13 protein-coding genes, 1 tRNA gene and 2 pseudogenes are annotated in these 20,274 nt (G+C 73.6%); 9 read left to right on the top strand and 7 right to left on the bottom strand.

Translation table 11 applies throughout. The annotated features are described in order from the left end of the window. Positions 1-49: 49 nt before the first annotated feature. Both ACZ4E1_RS20115 and ACZ4E1_RS20120 read right to left on the bottom strand, forming a co-directional pair. Positions 50-208: pseudogene (locus tag ACZ4E1_RS20115) on the bottom strand (DUF7660 family protein); the annotation flags it as partial. Positions 209-287: 79 nt separating this feature from the next. After that, positions 288-360, bottom strand: a tRNA-Arg gene (locus ACZ4E1_RS20120). A gap of 346 nt (positions 361-706) precedes the next feature. Between ACZ4E1_RS20120 and ACZ4E1_RS20125 the strand changes: the two genes are divergently transcribed. The 5 genes from ACZ4E1_RS20125 to ACZ4E1_RS20145 all read left to right on the top strand — a co-directional run bounded on the left by ACZ4E1_RS20125 (position 707) and on the right by ACZ4E1_RS20145 (position 7,882). After that, positions 707-2,356: a dynamin family protein gene (locus ACZ4E1_RS20125; RefSeq protein ID WP_467540939.1), complete on the top strand. Its 1,650-nt coding sequence runs from the start codon at positions 707-709 to the stop codon at positions 2,354-2,356. 5 nt (positions 2,357-2,361) lie between these two features. Further along, a complete protein-coding gene (locus ACZ4E1_RS20130; RefSeq protein ID WP_467540941.1) occupies positions 2,362-4,266 on the top strand; it encodes a GTP-binding protein in 1,905 nt (634 codons plus the stop codon). Between the two features lie 115 nt (positions 4,267-4,381). Further along, positions 4,382-4,825, top strand: coding sequence for a single-stranded DNA-binding protein (locus tag ACZ4E1_RS20135; protein ID WP_467540943.1), 444 nt, complete (start codon positions 4,382-4,384; stop codon positions 4,823-4,825). Between the two features lie 381 nt (positions 4,826-5,206). Then, a complete protein-coding gene (locus ACZ4E1_RS20140) occupies positions 5,207-6,649 on the top strand; it encodes a Cys-Gln thioester bond-forming surface protein (protein WP_467541339.1) in 1,443 nt (480 codons plus the stop codon). 321 nt (positions 6,650-6,970) lie between these two features. Then, positions 6,971-7,882, top strand: a complete 912-nt coding sequence (locus tag ACZ4E1_RS20145; protein ID WP_467540945.1) for an aldo/keto reductase — start codon at positions 6,971-6,973, stop codon at positions 7,880-7,882. On the opposite strand, the pseudogene ACZ4E1_RS20150 reads toward ACZ4E1_RS20145, so the two are convergent. Then, positions 7,879-8,106 (bottom strand): annotated as a pseudogene (locus ACZ4E1_RS20150) (HAD domain-containing protein); the annotation flags it as partial. The gene ACZ4E1_RS20145 and the pseudogene ACZ4E1_RS20150 overlap by 4 nt on opposite strands. A gap of 233 nt (positions 8,107-8,339) precedes the next feature. Here ACZ4E1_RS20150 and ettA point away from each other — a divergent pair. The 3 genes from ettA to ACZ4E1_RS20165 are packed head-to-tail and all read left to right on the top strand — an operon-like array spanning position 8,340 to position 11,115. Next, positions 8,340-10,004 (top strand): energy-dependent translational throttle protein EttA, encoded by a 1,665-nt coding sequence (gene ettA, locus ACZ4E1_RS20155; protein ID WP_467540947.1) that lies wholly within the window; start codon positions 8,340-8,342, stop codon positions 10,002-10,004. Continuing rightward, a complete protein-coding gene (locus ACZ4E1_RS20160) occupies positions 10,004-10,426 on the top strand; it encodes an acyl-CoA thioesterase (RefSeq protein ID WP_188338882.1) in 423 nt (140 codons plus the stop codon). Before ettA ends, ACZ4E1_RS20160 begins: the two co-directional genes overlap by 1 nt. Next, entirely contained in the window at positions 10,423-11,115 is a 693-nt protein-coding gene (locus ACZ4E1_RS20165) for a DUF8010 domain-containing protein (RefSeq protein WP_467540949.1), read from the top strand. Before ACZ4E1_RS20160 ends, ACZ4E1_RS20165 begins: the two co-directional genes overlap by 4 nt. Before the next feature lie 280 nt (positions 11,116-11,395). Here the strand turns inward: ACZ4E1_RS20165 and ACZ4E1_RS20170 are convergent, their stop codons facing one another. The 4 genes from ACZ4E1_RS20170 to ACZ4E1_RS20185 form a co-directional block, all read right to left on the bottom strand. Beyond that, entirely contained in the window at positions 11,396-12,367 is a 972-nt protein-coding gene (locus ACZ4E1_RS20170; protein WP_467540951.1) for an ABC transporter ATP-binding protein, read from the bottom strand. Between the two features lie 52 nt (positions 12,368-12,419). Next, positions 12,420-15,143 (bottom strand): FtsX-like permease family protein, encoded by a 2,724-nt coding sequence (locus ACZ4E1_RS20175; RefSeq protein ID WP_467540953.1) that lies wholly within the window; start codon positions 15,141-15,143, stop codon positions 12,420-12,422. 1 nt (position 15,144) lies between these two features. Continuing rightward, entirely contained in the window at positions 15,145-18,426 is a 3,282-nt protein-coding gene (locus ACZ4E1_RS20180) for an FtsX-like permease family protein (protein ID WP_467540955.1), read from the bottom strand. A gap of 186 nt (positions 18,427-18,612) precedes the next feature. Beyond that, positions 18,613-19,017 carry a globin gene (locus tag ACZ4E1_RS20185; protein WP_188338887.1) on the bottom strand — a complete coding sequence of 135 codons (405 nt, stop codon included), beginning with the start codon at positions 19,015-19,017 and terminating at the stop codon, positions 18,613-18,615. Between the two features lie 93 nt (positions 19,018-19,110). Between ACZ4E1_RS20185 and ACZ4E1_RS20190 the strand changes: the two genes are divergently transcribed. Beyond that, entirely contained in the window at positions 19,111-20,142 is a 1,032-nt protein-coding gene (locus tag ACZ4E1_RS20190; RefSeq protein WP_467540957.1) for a methyltransferase domain-containing protein, read from the top strand. Positions 20,143-20,274 lie beyond the last annotated feature (132 nt).

A 20,274-nucleotide genomic window follows, 5' to 3' on the forward strand; every position in this document is an offset into this window, starting at 1 on the left:
ATCGTGTCAGGAGGCGCCAAGTTACTGCGAACGGGCGGAAGTTCGCGCCTCACTCGTAGACGGTCGCGGCCTCAAGCGCCCGCGCGAGGAACTGCCAGTCACCGTCCGCCGGCATCGCGCGCCCGGCGCTCCGGCACCAGCCACCGGCGTCGTCGATCCAGGCCGACAGCGCCTCCAGAAAACTCGGGAGATCCGCGTTCTCCCACGTGCTCCCGGCCTCGGCGTGACGGCGAAGCTCGTGGCTTCGGCAAACAGAAAGGCCCCACCGAAGTAGGGCCTCAGAGAGGCGCCCCCGGCAGGACTCGAACCTGCGGCCAAGCGCTTAGAAGGCGCCTGCTCTATCCACTGAGCTACGGGGGCCGGTGTGTGGCCGGTGGCTCGGACGGACGGATGTGGGGGAGATCCGTGACCTTGCCGGGGACAAGGATAGAGCTCCCGGGTCCCTGTCCCTGCTGCTTCGCCTCCGTTTCGTCGCTGTGGCTCGATGTGGAGGTTCGGTGAAGCGGACCTGATAATCGCAGATGGGTACGAATCCCGCAGCGCTTTTGGCGCCTCGCGTCACGGGTGTTGTGCACTCGTTATGCCTGCGCTCCCACTTGTCCCTCGGTGCCCGCTGTGCGCTTCCTGTGTCGTATCGCACGACTTATCGGCGCGCAGACGGGGTCATATGCTTCAGAATGCCACCAAAATTGGGCATTCTTCGCATGTGGTGACCTTGGACGTACGGCCTCAGCTGCTCGACGCTCTCACCGTGCTGCGCGACCGTGTCGCCGCCGCGCGTTTCCCGCTCCCCCTGCCGGGGGCGCCACGCGCGCGTGCCAACCGCGGTGAGTTGCTCGCCCAGCTCGACGACTATCTCGTGCCCCGCCTGCGGGCGCCCGAAGCCCCGCTGCTCGCCGTGATCGGCGGATCCACGGGTTCGGGCAAGTCGACCCTCGTGAACTCGCTCGTGGGGCGGGTGGTGAGCGAGGCGGGCGTGTTGCGCCCGACGACCCGCACCCCCGTGCTGGTCTGCCATCCGGATGACCACCACTGGTTCTCCGGGATGCGGGTCCTGCCCGACCTCACGCGCGTGTGGATGCCCCGCCAGACCGAGGGGGAGGGCGACGGCGCGGAGCGGGAGCCGGACGAGGACGCGCTCGTGCCGCTCATCGAGGACGGCGAGCGCGCCCTGCGCGTGGAGACCGCCGGCACCGTGCCGCGCGGCCTCGCCCTTCTCGACGCCCCCGACGTCGACTCCCTGATCGCCGAGAACCGGGTGCTCGCAGCCCGCCTGATCAGCGCCGCCGACGTGTGGGTCATGGTGACCACCGCCGCCCGCTACGCCGACGCCGTGCCCTGGCGCATGCTCCGTACCGCGAAGGAGTACAACGCCAGCCTCGTCACCGTCCTCGACCGGGTGCCGCACCAGGTGCTCGCCGAGGTGTCGCAGCAGTACGGCGCCCTGCTCACCAAGGCGGGGCTCGGCGAGGTCCCGATGTACACCGTGCCCGAGCTGCCCGAGTCCACCCGCGACGGCGGACTGCTGCCGGCCACCGCCGTCGCCCCGCTGCGCGCCTGGCTCGCCCACCGTGCCCAGGACCCGGCCGCCCGCGGCCTCGCCCTGGCCCGCACCGCCCGCGGCGTCCTGGAGTCCCTGCGCGTACGGATGCCCGAACTGGCCTCCGCCGTCGCCCTCCAGTACTCCGCGACCGTACGGCTCACGACCGCCGCCGAGGAGGTGTACGACGACGAGCACGCGCGCGTGAAGGAGCGGTTGCAGAGCGGCGCCGTGCTCGCCGGGGACGCGCTCAAGCGGTGGCGCAGCTATCCGCTGGACTGCTCGGCGGGGGAGTTGCTCGACGCCCTGGTGGAGAGCCTGGGGTCGCTCCTGCTGTGCGCCGTGACCGCCGCGGACGCGCGCGTGGAGGCGGCCTGGCGCCGCGAACCGGGCGGCGACGCACCCGAACTGGCCGGGCGCGACCGGGGACTGGAGAGCGCCGAGCACCGCATCGGGCTGGCCGTACGGCGCTGGCGGCGCGTCCTGGAGGAGTACGCGGAGGAGCAGGTGCGCGGCGTCGGCGAGCTGACCGGCGTCACCCCGCCCGACCCGGAGGCCGTCGCCGCGCTCGTCGCCACCGCCCTGCTCGGAGGCCGCCGTGCCAAGGCCGCGGGCGAGCACCTCGCCGAACGGATCGGCGCCCAGGGAGCCCTGCGCCTGCGCGACCGCGGCGGCCGGCTGCTCACCGAGTACGTCGACAGCGTGCTCGGCACGGAACGCGAGCGCCGGCTCGCCCCCATGGACGCACTCGGGGTCGGCCCCGAGCCCCAGGCCGAACTCATCGCGGCCCTGTCGCTGCTGCAGAAGGAGAGGTGAGGGCGGTGACCACCGTCACGGATTCGACCGAGAAGACCGAACAGAAGACCGAACAGAAGACCGGACACGCCGGGAACGCCGAGCACACCGAGCACACCGCCCGGGCCGAGCAGGCCGAGAGGTCGGCGCGGACCGGCCGCACAGGGAAGAAGGCAGCCCGGGGCGAGCGGGACGAGCGGGGTGACCGGGACGAGAAGGGCGGGCCCTGGGGGGACGGGCTCATCGCCCGGCGCGCCGAAGGCCGCTCGGCCGACGCCCTGACCACGGCCCCGGCGCACGCCCCGGACACCGCGGACCCGCTCAGCGGCCGGCTGGAGGCCCTGCGCGAACTCGTCGGCCTGTCCCGGGCCCGGCTCGACGCCGGAACGCTCGCCGAGGCGGGCCGGGTCCTCGACGAGGCCGCGGCCCGCCGCCGCCTGTCGTCCCGGCATACCGTCGTCGCCGTCGCCGGAGCGACCGGCAGCGGCAAGTCGACCCTGTTCAACGCTCTCGCCGGCGTCCCCCTCTCGGAGACCGGCCTGCGCCGGCCCACCACCTCCGCGCCGATCGCGTGCAGCTGGACCGACGGGGCCGCGGCCCTCCTCGACCGTCTCGGCATCCCGGGCCGCTCCCGCCGCCGCCCGATCCAGCAGGGCGCCCCGGGCTCCCTCGACGGACTCGTCCTCGTCGACCTGCCCGACCACGACTCGGCCGCCCCCGAGCACCGGCACACCGTCGACCGGGTCCTCGACCTCGTCGACGCCGTGATCTGGGTCGTCGACCCGGAGAAGTACGCCGACGCGATGCTCCACGAGCGCTATCTGCGGCCCATGGCGGGGCACGCCGAGGTGATGTTCGTGGTCCTCAACCAGGTCGACCGGCTGCCCGACGAGGCCGCCGAACAGGTCCTGGACGACCTGCGCCGCCTCCTCGACGAGGACGGCATCGCGCTCGGCGAGCACGGCGAACCGGGCGCCACCGTGCTCCCGCTGTCCGCGCTCACCGGTGAGGGCGTGGGCGAACTGCGCGACGCACTCGACCAGTTCACCGCGACCCGGCGGGCCGCCGAACGCCGTATCGCCGCGGACATCGACGCGACCGCCGACCGCCTGCGACCGCTGTACGCGGCGGGCCGGCAGGTCGGACTGAGCGAGCTGGCCCGCGAGGAGTTCACCGACCGGCTCGCCGAGGCCGTCGGCGCGTCGGCCGCGGGCCAGGCCGCCGAGCGCGCCTGGGCCCGCGGCGCCAACCGCGCCTGCGGCACCCCGTGGCTGCGGCTGTGGCGCTGGTACGACGCCCGGCGCTCCCTCGCCTCCGCGATCCCGGCGCCCTCGGCCCCGGCCGACGACGAGATCACGGCGCGCCAGCGCGTCGAGCACGCCGTACGGGAGGTCGGCGACGCGGCTGCCACGGGCCTGCCCGCCAGTTGGGCGCAGTCCGTACGGGACGCCGCCGCGCGGGGCGCCGAGGACCTCCCGGAGGCGCTCGACGAACTGGCGGCCTCGGCCGCCGCGCCCCAGGGCGGTTCGCGCAGGCAGCGCGCCGCGTACACGCCGGGGGCCCGGCCGCCGCGCCCCAAGTGGTGGCCGTTCGCCGTGCTCGTCCAGATCGCGATGACGCTGCTCCAACTGCTGGGCGGGCTCTGGCTGGTGGCGCAGATCGTCGGGGTCGTCTCGCCGAACCTGGGGGTGCCGGTGCTGATGATGCTGACCGGCATCATCGGCGGACCGTGCGTGGAATGGGCCTGCCGGGCCGCCGCGAAGGGACCGGCGCGGCGGTACGGGCAGGAGGCGGAGCGGCGCCTGCGGGACGCGGCGTCGGCGTGCGGCCGGGCCCGGGTCCTGGACCCTGTCGCGGCGGAACTGCTGCGCTACCGGGAGGTCAGGGAGCAGTACGTACGGGTGACGGGGTTTTCCACAACCGGCCGGTAGGGCACAGGCCGGCACGGGGGAGCGGCGGCGGGAGCAGTCTGGGGATCGCGGTCCGGGAAGGGCTCGGGCCGCGATCGCGCGTCCGGACAGGGGCCGGCGCGGGAGGGGAGCGGACATGAACGAGACGCTGCTGACGGTCGTGGGGAACGTGGCGACGACGCCGGTGTTCCGGGAGCTGCCGACGGGGCCGGTGGCCCGGTTCCGACTCGCGGTGACGGCGCGCCGTTTCGACGCGGGGCAAGGGGCGTGGGTGGACAGCCACACGAACTTCTTCACGGTGTGGGCCTGGGGGAACCTGGGGGCGAACGTGCAGGGGTCGGTGTCGGTCGGTGAACCGGTCATCGTGCAGGGCCGGTTGAAGGTGCGCGACGAGGAGCGGGGCGGCCAGCACTGGACGTCGGCCGACATCCAGGCGACGGCCGTCGGGCACGACCTGTCGCGGGGCACCGCCGCCTTCCGCCGGGCGGCGGCCCGCAAGGCGGTCGCCGAGAGCCAACCGGCCCGGGACGAACCGTCGTTCGAGATCGAGCCGGAGCCTCAGCCGGAGCCGGTCGGCTGAGGCGGTCGGTTGCGGGGTGAGGGGCCCTGACGCAGGCGGCTGACCTGGAGTTTCCGGATGCGCGCGCTCCGGATGCCCGAAGTGCGGCCTATCACGCCTTGCGTGCCGGTGATTTGTCGACAAGTCCAGCTCAGGGCGCGTGTCGGCGATAACGATTGCGAGTCGGATCGGTTGCCGGGTGGCCGCTGCGGGGATCGTGAACAGCCGCTTACCTAGGATGCCGGGCGTGGCTCGAGCGAATCGAGGCGGCTCAGCGGGTTCACGGAGCCTCAGATGTCGCTCGGGTCACTGTGGTTGGCGACGAAGTGACCTCGATCTGCCGGCGGGACACCACCCCCCATGTGTCGACGCGTTCCGCCTGAAGGGGATTACGTGTTTTCTGTGTTCTCGCGGGCCGTGCGGGCCTCGTGGCGCGGGCGGGCCTGTGCCCGGGCCGCCGCGACGGTCGCCGTGTCCGGCCTCCTGGCCGCCGGGGCGATAGCCGGCGCCGCAGCGGCTCAGGCCGACGACGGCACCCAGCAGGAGGGTGGCGCCGGCGCCACCCTCGGCGGCCTCGAGACCTACGGGACGGCCGTGCTGCACGACAGCGGCCGTGACGAGAAGCTCCCCGCGGGCCTGTTCCGGATGACCGTCGACGGCGGCGGCACGCTGCAGACGTACTGCGTCGACCTCCACAACCCGACGCAGACCGACGCCAAGTACCAGGAGACCCCCTGGAGCGGCACGTCCCTGAGCCAGAACAAGGACGCGGGCCGCATCCGCTGGATCCTGCAGAACTCCTACCCGCAGGTGAACGACCTGGCCGCGCTCGCCCGCAAGGCCGGCGCCGGCAGCCTCACCGAGCAGGACGCGGCGACCGGCACCCAGGTCGCGATCTGGCGGTACTCGGACGGGGCGGACGTCGACGCGGAGAGTCCCGCCGCCGAGAAGCTCGCCGACTATCTGCAGCGCAGCGCCCGTGACCTCACCGAGCCGACCGCTTCGCTGAGCCTCGCGCCGTCCGCCGTGTCCGGGCACCCGGGCGAGCGGCTCGGCCCGGTCACCGTGCGGACGAACGCGGACGCGCTCACCGTCACCCCGCCCGCCGAGGCGGCCTCCGGTGGCGTGAAGCTCGTCGACGACAAGGGCGAGCCCGTCGTCTCGGCCTCCGACGGCAGCAAGATCTACTTCGACGTGCCCGAGGACGCCGCCGCCGGTTCGGCCGCGCTCACCGTGCAGGGCTCGACGACCGTGCCCGTCGGCCGCGCCTTCACCTCCGACAGCCGCAGCCAGACCCAGATCCTCGCCGGCTCCAGCGAGTCCGCCGTCTCCGCGACCGCGACCGCGACCTGGGCCGCCAAGGGGCCCGTGCCCGCGCTGTCCGCCCGCGAGAACTGCGCGAAGGGCGGCGTCGACATCACCGCGGTGAACAAGGGCGACGCGCCCTTCACCTTCACCCTGATGGACACCGAGTACTCCATCCCCGCCGAGTCCACGCAGACGGTGACGATCCCGTTGCAGGAGGACCAGGCCTACGACTTCACGATCCGGGGCCCGCACGGCTTCACCAAGCGCCTGCGCGGCGTCCTGGACTGCCGCACCGCGTCGGCGGCCCTCGCCGTCACCTCCGACGACGGCGGCCTGCGCCCCCAGGCCACGACCCGCCCGAGCCCCGCGTCCGTCGGCGGCACCGGCACCCCCGGCCAGGACCTCGCCGAGACCGGCAGCTCGAACGCGACCCCGATCATCGCGGGAGCGGCCATCGCCTTCGTGGTCATCGGCGGCGGCGCCCTGTTCCTCTCCCGCCGCAAGAAGACTCCGACCCCGGAGCAGCAGAACGACTGACGCGGCCGCGGCTGCCGAAAGAGCGCAGGGCGAGAACGCAGGGCAGGGCCTCTCCGAGGCGCTGCCCTGCTAGAATTCCGATCATCACGTAAGCCTTCTCGGCGCGGACTCCGATCCGCCGAGGAGGCTTTTTTCATGCCCGGGGCCACCGGGGGACCGGTGGATCAAAGGGGCCCGCCGAGAGGCGTCCTCGCCCGGTCGGGCGACCTGAACGGCGCCGCGCGTCGATCCGGACGCTCCACCCCGTCACCCCCGTCACCCCCGTCACCCCCGGCACCCCGTCGCTTCCTCGTTTCCGAGCAGCAAGAGGAGATCCTTGCCATGAGCCCACAGACGAATACCGGACCTGCCACGGATACGTGGCAACTCGGTGACCTGAGTGTCCACCGCGTCGGGTTCGGCGCGATGCGGCTGACGGGTACCGCGCCCTTCGACCGGGGTGTGCCGCGTGACCGCGACCGGTCGATCGACCTGCTCCGGCAGGCGGTCGAACTCGGCGTGAACCACATCGACACCGCCTCCTTCTACTTCTCGGCGACGCGCTCCGCCAACGAACTGATCAACCGGGCGCTGGCGCCGTACCCGCAGGACCTGGTCATCACCTCCAAGGTCTGGCCGGGCCGCGACCCCTCGGGCGCGTGGTGGTGGGCCGAACCGGAACAGCTGCGCGGCCAGGTCGAGGAGAACCTGCGCCAACTCGGCCGCGACCACTTGGACGTCGTGAACCTGCGCGTGCCCCCGAGCCGGCGGAGCGGCTCGATCGGTGAGCACTTCGGCGCGCTGGCCGCACTGCGCGAGGCCGGCCTCGTCCGCCACCTCGGCGTCTCCCATGTCACGTCCGAGCAGTTGGCCGAGGCCCGGGCCATCGCCCCGGTCGTCTGCGTGCAGAACCCGTACGGAATCGGTGCGGCGAGCGAGGACCGGGCACTCCTGCGGCTCTGCGGCGAGCTCGGCATCGCCTTCGTCCCGTTCTTCGCGATCGCCGGTTCGGGACGCGAGGCGGGTCCGGGGCCCGCCGACCACGACGCCGTGTGCGCCGTCGCCCGCGCGCACGGCGTTTCCACCGCACAGGTCCGGCTGGCCTGGACCCTGCAGCAGGGTCCGCACGTGCTGGCGATCCCGGGAACCGGTGACCCGGACCACCTCGCACAGAACATGGCGGCCGGCGCGCTACGCCTCTCGGAGGACGAGATGGCGCGCCTCGACGCCCTACGACTGACCGACCCCCTCTAGGCCACGGCCCGCAGCCAGTCGCCGAGCACGGCGAAGTCGGCGTCGGTCAGCCCCCGCGCCGGGTCCACGCGGTGCAGCAGGTGCGGCCCGGGGTGCGCGGCGCCGACCCAGTCGCTGTCCAGGGCGCTGATCTCGTCGTCGACCCAGACGAACGGCTCCGGTCCCGCCCACTCGACGATCAGCGGCACCTTCCAGTGCAGACCCCGCGGGCTCGGATCGGCATCGGCGTCACCGAGCGGTCCGTGGCGTGGGTCACGGCCGGACGACAGGGCACACGCGAGATCGCCGACAGTGACGCCACGCTGCCTGAGAGTGCGGGGGAGGAGCCCAGCTCAGGGCCCCGCTCCGATACGGGTTTCCCCCGGGGGGTGGCCGTCAGGCAAGATGGGGTGTATCTGCCCTCACGCGGTGGAGCCGCTTGATGCGGACCCGTACTTCGACTGCCGGACGGTTTCTCTTGGCTGAGTTCATCTACACCATGCGCAAGACGCGCAAGGCGCACGGCGACAAGGTGATCCTCGATGACGTCACCCTGAACTTCCTTCCCGGAGCGAAGATCGGTGTCGTCGGCCCGAACGGTGCCGGTAAGTCGACGGTCCTGAAGATCATGGCGGGCCTCGAGCAGCCGTCGAACGGTGACGCGTTCATCTCGCCCGGCTACAGCGTCGGCATCCTCATGCAGGAGCCGAAGCTCGACGAGTCGAAGACCGTCCTGGAGAACGTGCAGGACGGCGCCGCCGAGATCATGGGCAAGCTCAAGCGCTTCAACGAGGTCGCCGAGCTCATGGCGACCGACTACAGCGACGAGCTCATGGAGGAGATGGGCAAGCTCCAGGAGGACCTCGACCACGCCAACGCGTGGGACCTCGACGGTCAGCTGGAGCAGGCCATGGACGCCCTGGGCTGCCCGCCCGGCGACTGGCCCGTCACCAACCTCTCCGGTGGCGAGAAGCGCCGCGTCGCGCTCTGCAAGCTGCTCATCGAGGCGCCCGACCTGCTGCTCCTCGACGAGCCCACCAACCACCTCGACGCCGAGTCCGTGAACTGGCTGGAGCAGCACCTGGCCCAGTACAAGGGCGCCGTCGTGGCCGTCACCCACGACCGGTACTTCCTCGACAACGTCGCGGAGTGGATCCTCGAGCTCGACCGCGGTCGCGCCATCCCGTACCAGGGCAACTACTCCACGTACCTGGAGAAGAAGTCCGAGCGCCTCAAGGTCGAGGGCAAGAAGGACGAGAAGCGGCAGAAGCGGCTCAAGGAAGAGCTGGAGTGGGTGCGGTCCAACGCCAAGGGGCGGCAGACCAAGTCCAAGTCGCGTCTCGCGCGCTACGAGGAGATGGCCGCCGAGGCCGAGAAGATGCGGAAGCTGGACTTCGAGGAGATCCAGATCCCGCCGGGCCCGCGGCTCGGCAACATCGTCGTCGAGGTCCAGAACCTCGGCAAGGCGTTCGGCGACAAGGTCCTCATCGACGACCTCAGCTTCACGCTGCCGCGCAACGGCATCGTGGGTGTCATCGGTCCGAACGGTGCCGGTAAGACGACCCTGTTCAAGATGATCCAGGGTCTGGAGACCCCGGACTCCGGTTCGATCAAGGTCGGCGAGACCGTCAAGATCTCGTACGTCGACCAGAACCGCTCCAACATCGACCCGAAGAAGACTCTTTGGGCCGTGGTGAGCGATGAGCTCGACTACATCAACGTCGGGCAGGTCGAGATGCCGTCGCGCGCGTACGTCAGCGCCTTCGGCTTCAAGGGCCCCGACCAGCAGAAGCCCGCGGGCGTGCTCTCCGGTGGTGAGCGCAACCGCCTGAACCTCGCGCTGACCCTCAAGCAGGGCGGCAACCTGCTGCTCCTCGACGAGCCGACCAACGACCTCGACGTCGAGACCCTCAGCTCCCTGGAGAACGCGCTGCTCGAGTTCCCCGGTGCCGCTGTGGTCGTCTCCCACGACCGGTGGTTCCTGGACCGAGTGGCCACGCACATCCTCGCCTACGAGGGTGAGTCCAAGTGGTTCTGGTTCGAGGGCAACTTCGAGTCGTACGAGAAGAACAAGATCGAGCGGCTCGGTCCGGACGCGGCCCGTCCGCACCGCGCCACCTACAAGAAGCTGACCCGCGGCTGATGGCTCGCCACGTATACGCCTGCCCCCTGCGCTGGGCGGACATGGATGCGTACGGACACGTCAACAACGTCGTGTTCCTCCGGTACCTGGAGGAGGCGCGCATCGATTTCCTGTTCCGCCCGGACAAGGACTTCCAGCAGGGGTCTGTCGTGGCACGCCATGAGATCGACTACAAGCGGCAGCTCGTGCACCGGCACACCCCGGTCAGCATCGAGCTGTGGGTCACCGAGATAAAGGCCGCGTCGTTCACGCTCGCCTACGAGGTCAAGGACCCGGACCAGGTGTACGTCCGGGCCGCGACGGTCATCGTGCCGTTCGACTTCGAGGCGCAGCGGCCGCGCCGGATCACCGCCGAGGAGCGCGAGTTCCTGGAGGAGTACCGGGACGACGACGTGGACCGTGCGGAGGCGCTCGCCGCATGAGCGGGACCGCAGCGCCGGTGCTGCACTTCGCCGATGCCGGGGAGGCGGCGGACCTCGCCGCCTTCCTCGGTCGGCTGCTGCACTACGACAAGGCCGCCGCGGTACGGCTCCAGGCGCAGGCCGGTGGGCAGGCGCTCGCGGTGTTCGGCCGGCCGCCCTCCTTCGAGGTGCTGGCCGTCCGGGCGGTGCGGCTGCTCAAGCCGTACGAGAACGGGGTCGAGGACGCGCTCGACGTCACCGTGTCCGCGGGGGAGCTTCTGGAGGCCGTGGACGAGGCGGCCGGGACGGTATCCGTTCCGGGCGCGGTGACCGGGCCGCCGTGGGCCGGGGTGCTTCCCCCTCGCGGGGGGTGGCGGGTCGTCGAGGAGTTTCCCGGTGGGGAGGCGCTGCGGGGGCTCGTCCGGGCTGCGGTCGTCGAGTTCCGGGAGCGGGTCGAGGGGCTGGATCCCGAGGCGCGGACCCGTAGTGAGCTCGATCGGGTCGGGCGCGAGATCTGGTCGCGGGAGATCGGGGGCAGCGGGGTTCCCGTGCGGGTCGCTCACGCCGCGGTTTCGCTGGGTTTTCTGCGCGGGGAGTCGGTCGATCTTCTCGTCGCCGGGGCGTGGGTTCGGCTGCGGACGGCTTATGGGGCGGTTGTCTATCGGCGGCCGTCGGCCGGCCTCGGCGGGTTGTCGGTCAGCCCCGTCTGAGGCTCGCGCTGCGCGCGCCGTAGCTTCGACCGTTTCGTCGGCGGGTGCCGGCCGGTGGGGCTTCTCGCGTAGTTCCCCGCGCCCCTGAAGGCACACTTCGTGCGCCCCAGGGGCAGATTGCTCGCGCCCCGCGACGGAGTCGCTGATCGGGTACGGCCCCGCGCCCCTGAAGGGCTGCGGCTTCGCCGCGCCTTCATCGGGGAAATACTGCCCGCAGGGCGTGCATTTCAGGGGCGCGGGGAACTGCGCGACCAGCCCCCACCGGACCCGCGGGCGACCGCTATCTCTCCTGGTCGTCCGGCCAGATCTGGATGTGGTCGGACTCCAGTTCCAGCATGACGCGGTCGCGCATTTCCAGGGATTCCGTGTAGTCCGACGGGAGTTGGAGGCGGCCCGCGCGGTCGAGCATGGCGTACTCGCGGGAGATCAGGGATTCCTGGCCCGTCGTCGCGTCGACCTGGGTGTGGCGGAGCACTTCCGTCGAGGTGCGGCCGTCGCGGATGGCCACGGTGCGGCGCACCTCCGTCGCCACCGTCTGGTCGTGCGTGACGATGACGACCGTCGTGCCCAGTTCCTCGTTCGCCGTGCGGAACGCGGCGAAGATCTGCTCACCCGTGTGCGAGTCCAGCTCACCGGTCGGCTCGTCGGCGAGGAGCACCTTCGGCTCGTTGGCGAGGGCCACCGCGATCGCCACGCGCTGCTGCTGTCCGCCGGACATCTGCTGCGGGCGGCGGTCGCGGCAGTCGGCGACGCCCAGCAGGTCGAGGAGTTCGGCCGCGCGGGCCGCCTTCCTCGAGCGGCTGGTCCGGCCGCGCAACTGCATGGGCAGGGCCACGTTCTGACTGGCCGTGAGGTACGGGAGCAGGTTGCGGGCGGTCTGCTGCCAGACGAAGCCGACGGCCTCGCGGCGGTAGCGCAGACGGTCCTTGGCGGTCATGGCGAGCAGGTCGTACCCGGCGACCTTGGCGGCGCCCGCCGTGGGCTCGTCGAGGCCCGCCAGGATGTTCATCAGGGTCGACTTGCCGCTGCCCGAGGCGCCGACCAGGGCCATCAACTCGCCCTCGCGGACCAGGAGATCGAGGCCCTGGAGGGCCTGCACCTCGACGCCGTCCGTCGTGAAGATGCGGACCAGACGGTCGCAGCTGATCAGGGCGTCGTGGCCGAAGGCCGGCCGGTCCCGGTGGGCGGTGGCCCGCTGTTCGAGGTCGGCGAGGGTGGGGCCGGCGCCGGTCGTGGTGCTCTCTGTCGTCATGGCTGTACGGCCTCCCCGTTCGTCGACGTCAGCTCGTTCGAGTCGTCGTGTGTCATGCGGACTCACCCGCCCGCAGCTCCTTCACCGAGCCGCGCCGCCCCGCCCACCAGGCCTGCAGTGCCGCCACCCCGACCGCGATGCCGAGCACGCACACGGCCGGTACGGCGAGCGAGAGCGGGTCGGTGGTGAGTCGGGAGGCCGCGGCGCTCCGGGCGTCGGCCAGGGCCAGCGTCGACAGGTCGAGGCCGGGGGCCAGCAGACGGATCGCGGCCCAGCCGGTGAGCGTGCCGCCCGCCGCCGCGAGCAGCGCCTGCGGCAGCGCCTCCAGGATCAGCAGGCGGCGGCCCTGGCGGCGGGTGAGGCCGAGGGTACGCAGGCGGGCCAGGAGCGCGAGCCGTTCCGGGGTGGCCCGGGCCAGCGACAGCATCAGCGCCAGCACCGCGAACCCGGCGCCCGCCGCGACCGCCGACACGTACACGTCGGTCGCCCCGGACTGCAGCGGCGAGTCTACGTACCGGGCGCGCTCGGCGGCGAGGGTGTCGACGACGCCGCTGCCCGCCGCCTTGCGCAGCGCGGCGCCGTCGATGGCGTCGCCGGTGAGGAGCAGGGTGCTCGGGTCGGTGGTGGTGCCGCTCGCCCGGCCGAACCCGGCGGCGTCCATGACGAGGAAGTCGCGGGCGTCGTCCGCCAGGGCAGGTGTCGTGGAACGGACGACGGTGATCCGGACGGGCAGTTCCTGGCCGTTGACCTGGAGGGTCAGGCGGCCGTCCGGGAAGCGGTGGGCCAGGGAGGACGAGGCGAGCGCCGGCACCGGGCCCTTGCCGCCCGCCGCCGGGGCCAGCGCGTCCGCCGGGAACGCGCCGAGGCCCGTGTGCCGGGACAGCCGGGCGTACGCGGCGCGGTCCACCGCCGCCACGCTCACCGTGCGGCCCGCGCCGGTGCGCAGGTCGGTGCGCAGCGCCACCGGGGCGACGTCCCGCACGCCGGGCACCGCCTTCACCCGGGCCGCGGTGCCCTCGGGCAGCGGCTGGGACCGGGCGACCCGGGCGTCCGCGCCGGTCGCCAGGAGGGCGGCCCGGTCGCGGGCCGCGTCGATCCCGGCGAGCACGCTGCCGCCGAACGCCGCCGTGGTCAGCGCCGTCAGCAGGGCCAGCAGCGGCAGCACCGCCGTGCCCGCGCCCGCCTGCGCCCGGCCCGCGCGGGCCAGCGACAGATAGCCGACCGCGCCGCGCAGCCGGGACATCGGGCCGGTGAGCCGGCGCAGCGGCAGCGGGTAGAGCCGGACCAGGAGGAACGCGGCGACGACCCCGACCAGGACCGGGGCGAGCGCCACCAGGCTGTCGCCGTCGCCCGTGCCGCGCCGGCGCAGGGCCACGATCGCGCCGATCGCCAGGACGAGGACGGTCAGTTCGGCGACCGTGCGGCGGGCCGAGGGGCGGGCGGTGGCCACGTCGTCGCGCTCGGCCTGCATCCGCACGGTGCGGTGCGCGAACAGGGCCCGCACGGGCAGCGCCGCGCACGCGAGCATCGCGACGGCCGCCGCTCCCAGGACCGCGGGCAACAGCGTGCCGTGATCCAGGGCGCGGACGGCGAGGAAGCAGCCGAGGGCCGCGGCGGGCACCGCCACCACGGCGGTCTCCGCACCGAGCCGCCCGGCGATCCCCTTCAGGGAGGCGCCGCGGGAGCGCAGCAGCGCGAACTCGCCCCGGCGCCGGTCCGCTCCCAGGCCGCCCGCCATCAGCAGCACGATGCAGGCGACCGTCGCCGTCCCGTACGCGGCGACCGACACGACCGGCGAGATACCGGCGCGCAGCCGCTCGTAGGAGGTGAGGGCGTCGCCGAGGCCGGACGCGATGAACGTGTAGGGCGCGTTCGTCGCCTCGCGCGCCTTCAACAGGCCCTGCCCCGCGGTCATGTTCGCGAGCATGTCGCGCAGCCGGGGCAGGTCGGAGGCGGTCAGGTCCGAGCCGTCGGGCAGGTACTGGAGGTACTGCTCGGGCTTGGCGTCCATCCGCAGCAGGACGGGCGCCGCGTCCGGCGCCAGGATCAGTCCGGCCAGCCAGTAGCGGGGCGACTCGGGGTCGCGGGGGTCCTCGTGCCTGAGCTCGGGCGTGCGCAGCAGGGTGTCGATGCCCCAGTAGCCGCCCGCCGGGTCGTCGGGCGTGACGACGCCCGTGATCCGTACGGTGATCCGCTTCTCGCCGCCCGCCGGGAGGTGCAGCACCGAGCCCGGCTTGAGCCGCATCCGCTGGGCGACCGGCCGGGTCACCGCGGCCTCCACCTCGGTGGCCGCCGCGGTCGTGCGCGGCAGCCGGCCCGTCACCTCGGTGGTGTGGTCGGCGAGGGCGCTCTGCGCGTAGAGCTGGAAGCGGGCGGGCCGCCGGTCGGGCCGGGGCAGCCACTGCTCGTCGGCGGCCGGCGCGTTCGTCGACCGCACCCCGTACGAGGAGGTGTGCGCGTCGATCTTGAAGGGTGCGGGGAGCAGTCCGTGGACCGTGTCGAACGCGTCGCGGACGACGTCCCCGCGCAGCAGCTGCGCCCGCTCGGAGTCGGGCCGTCCGATGCCGGGTTCGGCGGTCGTGACGGCCAGCACGGCGCGGTGCGGCGGGAGTTCGGCGACGGTGCGGCGCAGCCCGTCGTCCTCGTAGCCCGCGACGGCGCGCGGGAACGAGGCGGCGAGGAACGCGGCGAGCAGCACGAGCACGCCGAGCGCGGCGGCCGTGCCGGGCGCGGTGCGCAGCCGGGTGCGCACCCAAGGAGCGGTGGGGCCCGCCATGTCACTCGCCTCCCTGCGTGCGCAGCACGGACGCGAGCTGCGGCGGCCGGCGCAGTGCGAGCGCCGCGATGATCAGTACGGGGGTCAGGGCGACGCCGCCGAGCAGCAACGCGACCTGTGACGGCGGCAGTTGGATGAGCACCTCGGGCACGGGCCGGGCCGCGTCACCGGTCAGCACGATCAGCGGCACCACGGCCCGGGTCAGGAACGCGCCGAGCGCGGCGCCCACCAGCAGGCCGATCGCGACGAGCACGCCCTGCTCGGCGGCGACGAGCCGGGTGAGCCGGCGGCGGGACGCGCCGAGGGCGGTGAGGACGGCGAACTCGTCGCCGCGTTCGCGCAGCGAGCCCACCGTGTTGACGGCGAAGCCGACCGCCGCGAGCGCCGCGGCGACCAGGGCCGCCGCCGACAGCGCGGACTGCGGGCCCGCGCCCAGCGGGTCGTCGCGCAGCGCGTCGACCAGCTCGGCGCGCGAGGTCACCTGCGAGGCGTCGACGCCCGGCAGGTCCCGCGCGGCCGCGGCGGCGCGCGCGTCACCGCCCGGCTTCGTGGCCAGCCACCACTCGTCGGGGTCGAGCGCCGGGTAACCGACCTCGGTGAGCGCGCGGTTCGCCGCGTGCAGGTCGAGGAGGACGGCCCCGCCGTCGCGCTCGGGGTCGGCGGCGCCGGTCGTCGGCAGGGCACGGACCGATCCGGCGATCCGGATCCGTACGGTGCCGGTGGGCACCGGCAGGTCCATGGTGTCGCCCTTCTTCAGGTCGGCCGAGGCCAGGAACCGGTCGGTGGCCACCGCCGGGACGGTGAGCGCCACCTGCTGGCGCACCGTGAGCCGCACCGTCGTGCTCGGCGCGGTCACGAAGAACCCGACGTCACCGGCGGGGACGAACCCGGTGTTGTACGTGAACGTGAGCCCGGATCCGGCCCGCCCGACGCGCGGCGCCGTCGCCGGGGCGTCGCCCGCCGCAGCGGAACCGTCCCCGCTCGTCGCGCCCTCGGGGTCCGGGAGCTGCGTGCGCCACTTCGTGACCGAAAGGTCGAGCCGCGGGTCGGCGCCCGCCGCCGTGCGGGCCCGCACGGACCGCAGGACGACCTTCTGCGAGGCGTCCGAGCCGATGTGCCGCTCCGTCACGAACTCCAGGCCGGTGAGCCGCAGCGGATGCGCGGCCCGCCCCAGGTCCGCGTCGAGCCGGTGCTCGCGGCCGTCGACGGGCAGCGCGCCGAGGGAGAGCCGGTACGGCAGGCCGAACCGGTCGACGACCGTGGCCGCCACCGACGTCGTCTCGTTCGGCGGCGCGCCCTCCTGGCCCCGGACGTTCACCGCGCGGAGCGCGAACGACAGGCCGCGCACGTCCTTCGGCACCGGCACACCCGGGTCGCCGGCCCGCGCCGGGCGGACCGTGCCGAGCACCTTCTGGGGCGTCGAGCCGGAGAGGTCGTCGCGCATCAGCATCCCGTCGTGGACGCGGGCCGTGTCCAGGGCCAGCGCGGTACTGGTCCGGCCGCTCTGCAGCGGCACCTCGATCCGCCGCGCGGGCGCCGCGTCCTTGACGCCGGGCACCGCCGGATACGCCGCCGCCTGCGCCATGCCGGGCTCCGTGCCCTGCACCCGTACCGACGCGCCCGCCCGGAAGTCCGCCTGGTCCCGCTGCGAACGGTCCCACGAGGCGCCCTGGCCGACGGCCAGCATGCCCATCGCCGAAGCGAGGACGAGGAGCAGCACCGGGCCCGCGCCGCGCATCGGGCGGCGGCTGAACTGCCAGCCCGCGAGCGCCATCGACAGCCCCCGGCCGCGAGCCGCGCCGCGCTCCGCGAGCCGCGCGACCGGCGGCAGGAGCCGCAGCGTGAGCACCGTGCCGGCGAGCAGCGCCAGCGCGGGCGCCACCACGAGCAGCGGGTCGATGCCGAGACTGCCCTTGCTGTCGCTGCTCAGCGCGCCCGTGCCGGAGGTCTGCTGGTCCAACTGCCAGTAGGCGACGGCCGCGACGACGAGCAGGCCCACGTCGGCGCCGGCCCGCAGCGGCGCGGGCAGCGCCCTGGCCCGGCCGCCGCCGGGGCCCTGCGCGGTCAGCGCGGGCAGCGTCACGGCGAGCGCGCAGCCCACCGCGACGCCGATGCCGACCAGCCACACCGAGGCGGCGCCCACCCCCACGTCGAGCTTCAGGCCGATCCGGGACAGGGCGCCCTGCGCGGCGACGAGCCGGGTCAGCGGGCCCGCGAGCAGCGGCGCGCACACCGCGGCGGGCAGCGCGAGCAGCAGCGCCTCCCGGGCCGCGAGCGAGGCGATCCGCCCCCGGGAACCGCCGCGCGCCCGCAACGTCCAGGTCTCCCCGGCCCGTTCGGCGCTCAGCAGCCGCGCCACGAGCAGCAGCGCGTACCCGGCGAGCAGCACCAGTTGCAGCGCCACGATCAGTAGCGTGGACCGCGACACGAGCAGCGCCCGCTCGGCCCGGGTCAGCACGTCGGGCAGCGAACCGGTGACGGTCACCGAGCCGGCGAGCGCGGGGTCGTGTTCCAGCTGCCGGGTGCCCGCCCGCGCCGCGTCGCGCAGCGCGTCGATCCGTCCGGTGGTCACCGCCGAGAAGTCCGCGGCGGCCAGCCACGCCGACTCGCCTGCGCCGACCCGGCCCCCGGACAGCAGCTCCGGGTCCGCCATCAGCGGCCCGTACGTCGTGAAGCTCACCTTCTGCACGCCGTGCCCGCCGAGCTCGTCGAGCGCCCAGTACGGGGACTGCGGGCGGGCCGGGCGGTAGACGCCGGTCAGTTCGACGGTGAGCTTCTTGCCGCCGAGCCGGTCGGTGAGGACGAGACGGTCACCGGGCGCGAGCTTGAGCTGCTGCGCGGCGGCCTGCGGCAGCGCCGCCTCGACCACCTTCCCGGCGCGGGCCCGGGGGAGCCGGCCGTCGGTCAGCTTCACCTCGGAACGGTCGAGGACGGCGAACCGGGTCAGATCCGGCCGGTCCCGGTCCGGTCCCGGCAGCGCGTACGCACCCGAGGAGATGAGCGACTGCCGGCGCACCGGCAGTCCGTCGAAGGCGCGGTCGGTGCCCTTGCGGACGGCGCTCGCGGCGGCGTCGCGGCCCGACGCGGGCACGTCCGCCTTCACCACGAGCGCGGTCGTCGTCGCGTCCCGGGTACGCAGCATGTGCCGCAGCGAGGCGTCGCCGATCGCCCCGGAGAACGCGCTGAGCATCGCGAGGACGGAGGTCGTGAGCAGGACGGCGAGGACGGCCGCGGTCAGCAGCAGGCGGTGCGCCCGCACCCGTAGGAGGACAAAATCCCACATGCCGGCCGCCCCCGTATCCCCTGTGCTCTACGCCGTACATCCCCGAAAGTCTGTCCGGATGTTGTCAGAGGCGGTACGCATTGCGGAAGAGGTCTGGACCGGATCGTGACCGGAATGTGGAGCCCGTGTGCCGGAGATCGGGCGGAGGCGGTGCCTCCGCCCCGGGCGCGCGGGGTGTGCCGGGGCTCAGCCGGCGGTGTTCACCATCGAGGCCGCCGCGTACGTCAGGTAGTTCCACAACGTGCGCTCGTGCTCCTCGGACAGGCCGAGCTCGTCCACCGCGTCCCGCATGTGCCGCAGCCACGCGTCGTGCGCCGCCCGGTCCACCTGGAAGGGCGCGTGCCGCATCCGCAGCCGCGGATGACCCCGGTGCTCGCTGTACGTGCGCGGGCCACCCCAGTACTGCATCAGGAACAGCACGAGCCGCTCCTCGGCCGGGCCCAGGTCCTCCTCCGGGTACATCGGACGCAGCAGCGGGTCCGCGGCCACGCCCTCGTAGAACCGGTGCACCAGGCGGCGGAACGTCTCCTCGCCACCCACCTGCTCGTAGAACGTCAGCTCCTGAAGCGTGTCGCGCGGGATCTCAGTCACCCGTCCATCGTCTCAGACACCCCGGCCGAGGACCTGAGCCTTAGGACTCGCCCGGGGCTCGCCGAACCGTGGCCACCGGGGCAGGGTGGACATATGTGTGCAGAGCGCGCCGATGCCGAGGGCGGCGGCGACAGCGACGGTGACCTCGCGGTCCGTGCGGAGCGGGCACGGGCCGCACTCGTGCGCGAGATCGAGCTGAGCGGGGCCTTCGCCGCCGATCCCCGCTGGCGGGAGGCGTTCGCCGCCGTGCCGCGCCACCTCTTCGTGCCCTACTACATCGTCGGCGTCCCCGGCGGCTACGAGCGGCTGTGGGGGCAGGATCCCGACCCGCGGCGGCGCCTGCGCTGGCTGGAGGGAGCCTACGCGGACCAGCCGCTGGCCACCCGGATGCGGGACGGGGAGCTGATCTCCTCCAGCAGCCAGCCCTCGCTCATGGCGACGATGCTCGTCGAGCTCGGAGTGGAGGACGGGGACCGGGTCCTGGAGATCGGCGCCGGCACCGGGTACAACGCGGCGCTGCTCGCGCACCGGCTCGGGCCCGACGCCGTCACGACCGTCGACCTCGACCCCGAGATCACCGAGTCGGCGCGGGCCCATCTCGCCGCCGCGGGGTACCGGGCGGTCGTCGTCACCGGGGACGGGGCGCGCGGCTGCCCCGAGCGGGCGCCGTTCGACCGGATCATCGTGACGTGCGCGCTGCGCGGGGTGCCGTCCGTGTGGCTGGAGCAGTGCCGGCCGGGGGCGCGGATCCTGGCGCCGCTCTCCACCGGGATCGTCGTGCTCACGGTGCGGGACGCGGGGTTCGCGCAGGGGAGGTTCCTGCGGACCTCGGCGTACTTCGTGTCCTTGCGGGGGACCGGCGGCGGGGCCGGGGACGGGGAGGCCGGATCCGGGTGGGCCGGGAGGCTGCCGCGGAGTCTCGCACGGGACGAGGGGTTCCGGTTCGTGCTCACGCTGGTCGGTGAGTACGGGGGTGTGGACGCGCGGGAGGTGCTCCGGGTGTGGGAGCGGGAGGGGCGGCCCGGGCGTGAGCGGTTCGGGGTGACGCTTGATCGGGGGCGGGCCTGGGCGTGGCTGGACGATCCGGCGGGGCCGCACGTGTGGCTTTTGCGGGGGTCCGCCTAGGGGGGTGCCGCTCGGTCGCCGTGGGCGGGTGCGGCTTTCGTCGTGGCTGGTCGCGCCCCGCGGCGGAGCCGCTGATGGACACAGCCCCGCGCCCCTGAAATGCAGACCCTTCGGGTCGAATTCCCCGATCAA

The sequence above is a fragment of the Streptomyces sp. NPDC025806 genome, from assembly GCF_055558275.1.

Excerpts from the sequence above, each read along its gene's own strand:
- ACZ4E1_RS20135 (WP_467540943.1), top strand. The coding sequence starts at position 4,382 with ATGAACGAGACGCTGCTGACGGTCGTGGGGAACGTGGCGACGACGCCG.
- ACZ4E1_RS20145 (WP_467540945.1), top strand. The coding sequence starts at position 6,971 with ATGAGCCCACAGACGAATACCGGACCTGCCACGGATACGTGGCAACTC.
- ACZ4E1_RS20160 (WP_188338882.1), top strand. The coding sequence starts at position 10,004 with ATGGCTCGCCACGTATACGCCTGCCCCCTGCGCTGGGCGGACATGGAT.
- ACZ4E1_RS20165 (WP_467540949.1), top strand. The coding sequence starts at position 10,423 with ATGAGCGGGACCGCAGCGCCGGTGCTGCACTTCGCCGATGCCGGGGAG.
- ACZ4E1_RS20170 (WP_467540951.1), bottom strand. The coding sequence starts at position 12,367 with ATGACGACAGAGAGCACCACGACCGGCGCCGGCCCCACCCTCGCCGAC.
- ACZ4E1_RS20175 (WP_467540953.1), bottom strand. The coding sequence starts at position 15,143 with ATGGCGGGCCCCACCGCTCCTTGGGTGCGCACCCGGCTGCGCACCGCG.
- ACZ4E1_RS20180 (WP_467540955.1), bottom strand. The coding sequence starts at position 18,426 with ATGTGGGATTTTGTCCTCCTACGGGTGCGGGCGCACCGCCTGCTGCTG.
- ACZ4E1_RS20190 (WP_467540957.1), top strand. The coding sequence starts at position 19,111 with ATGTGTGCAGAGCGCGCCGATGCCGAGGGCGGCGGCGACAGCGACGGT.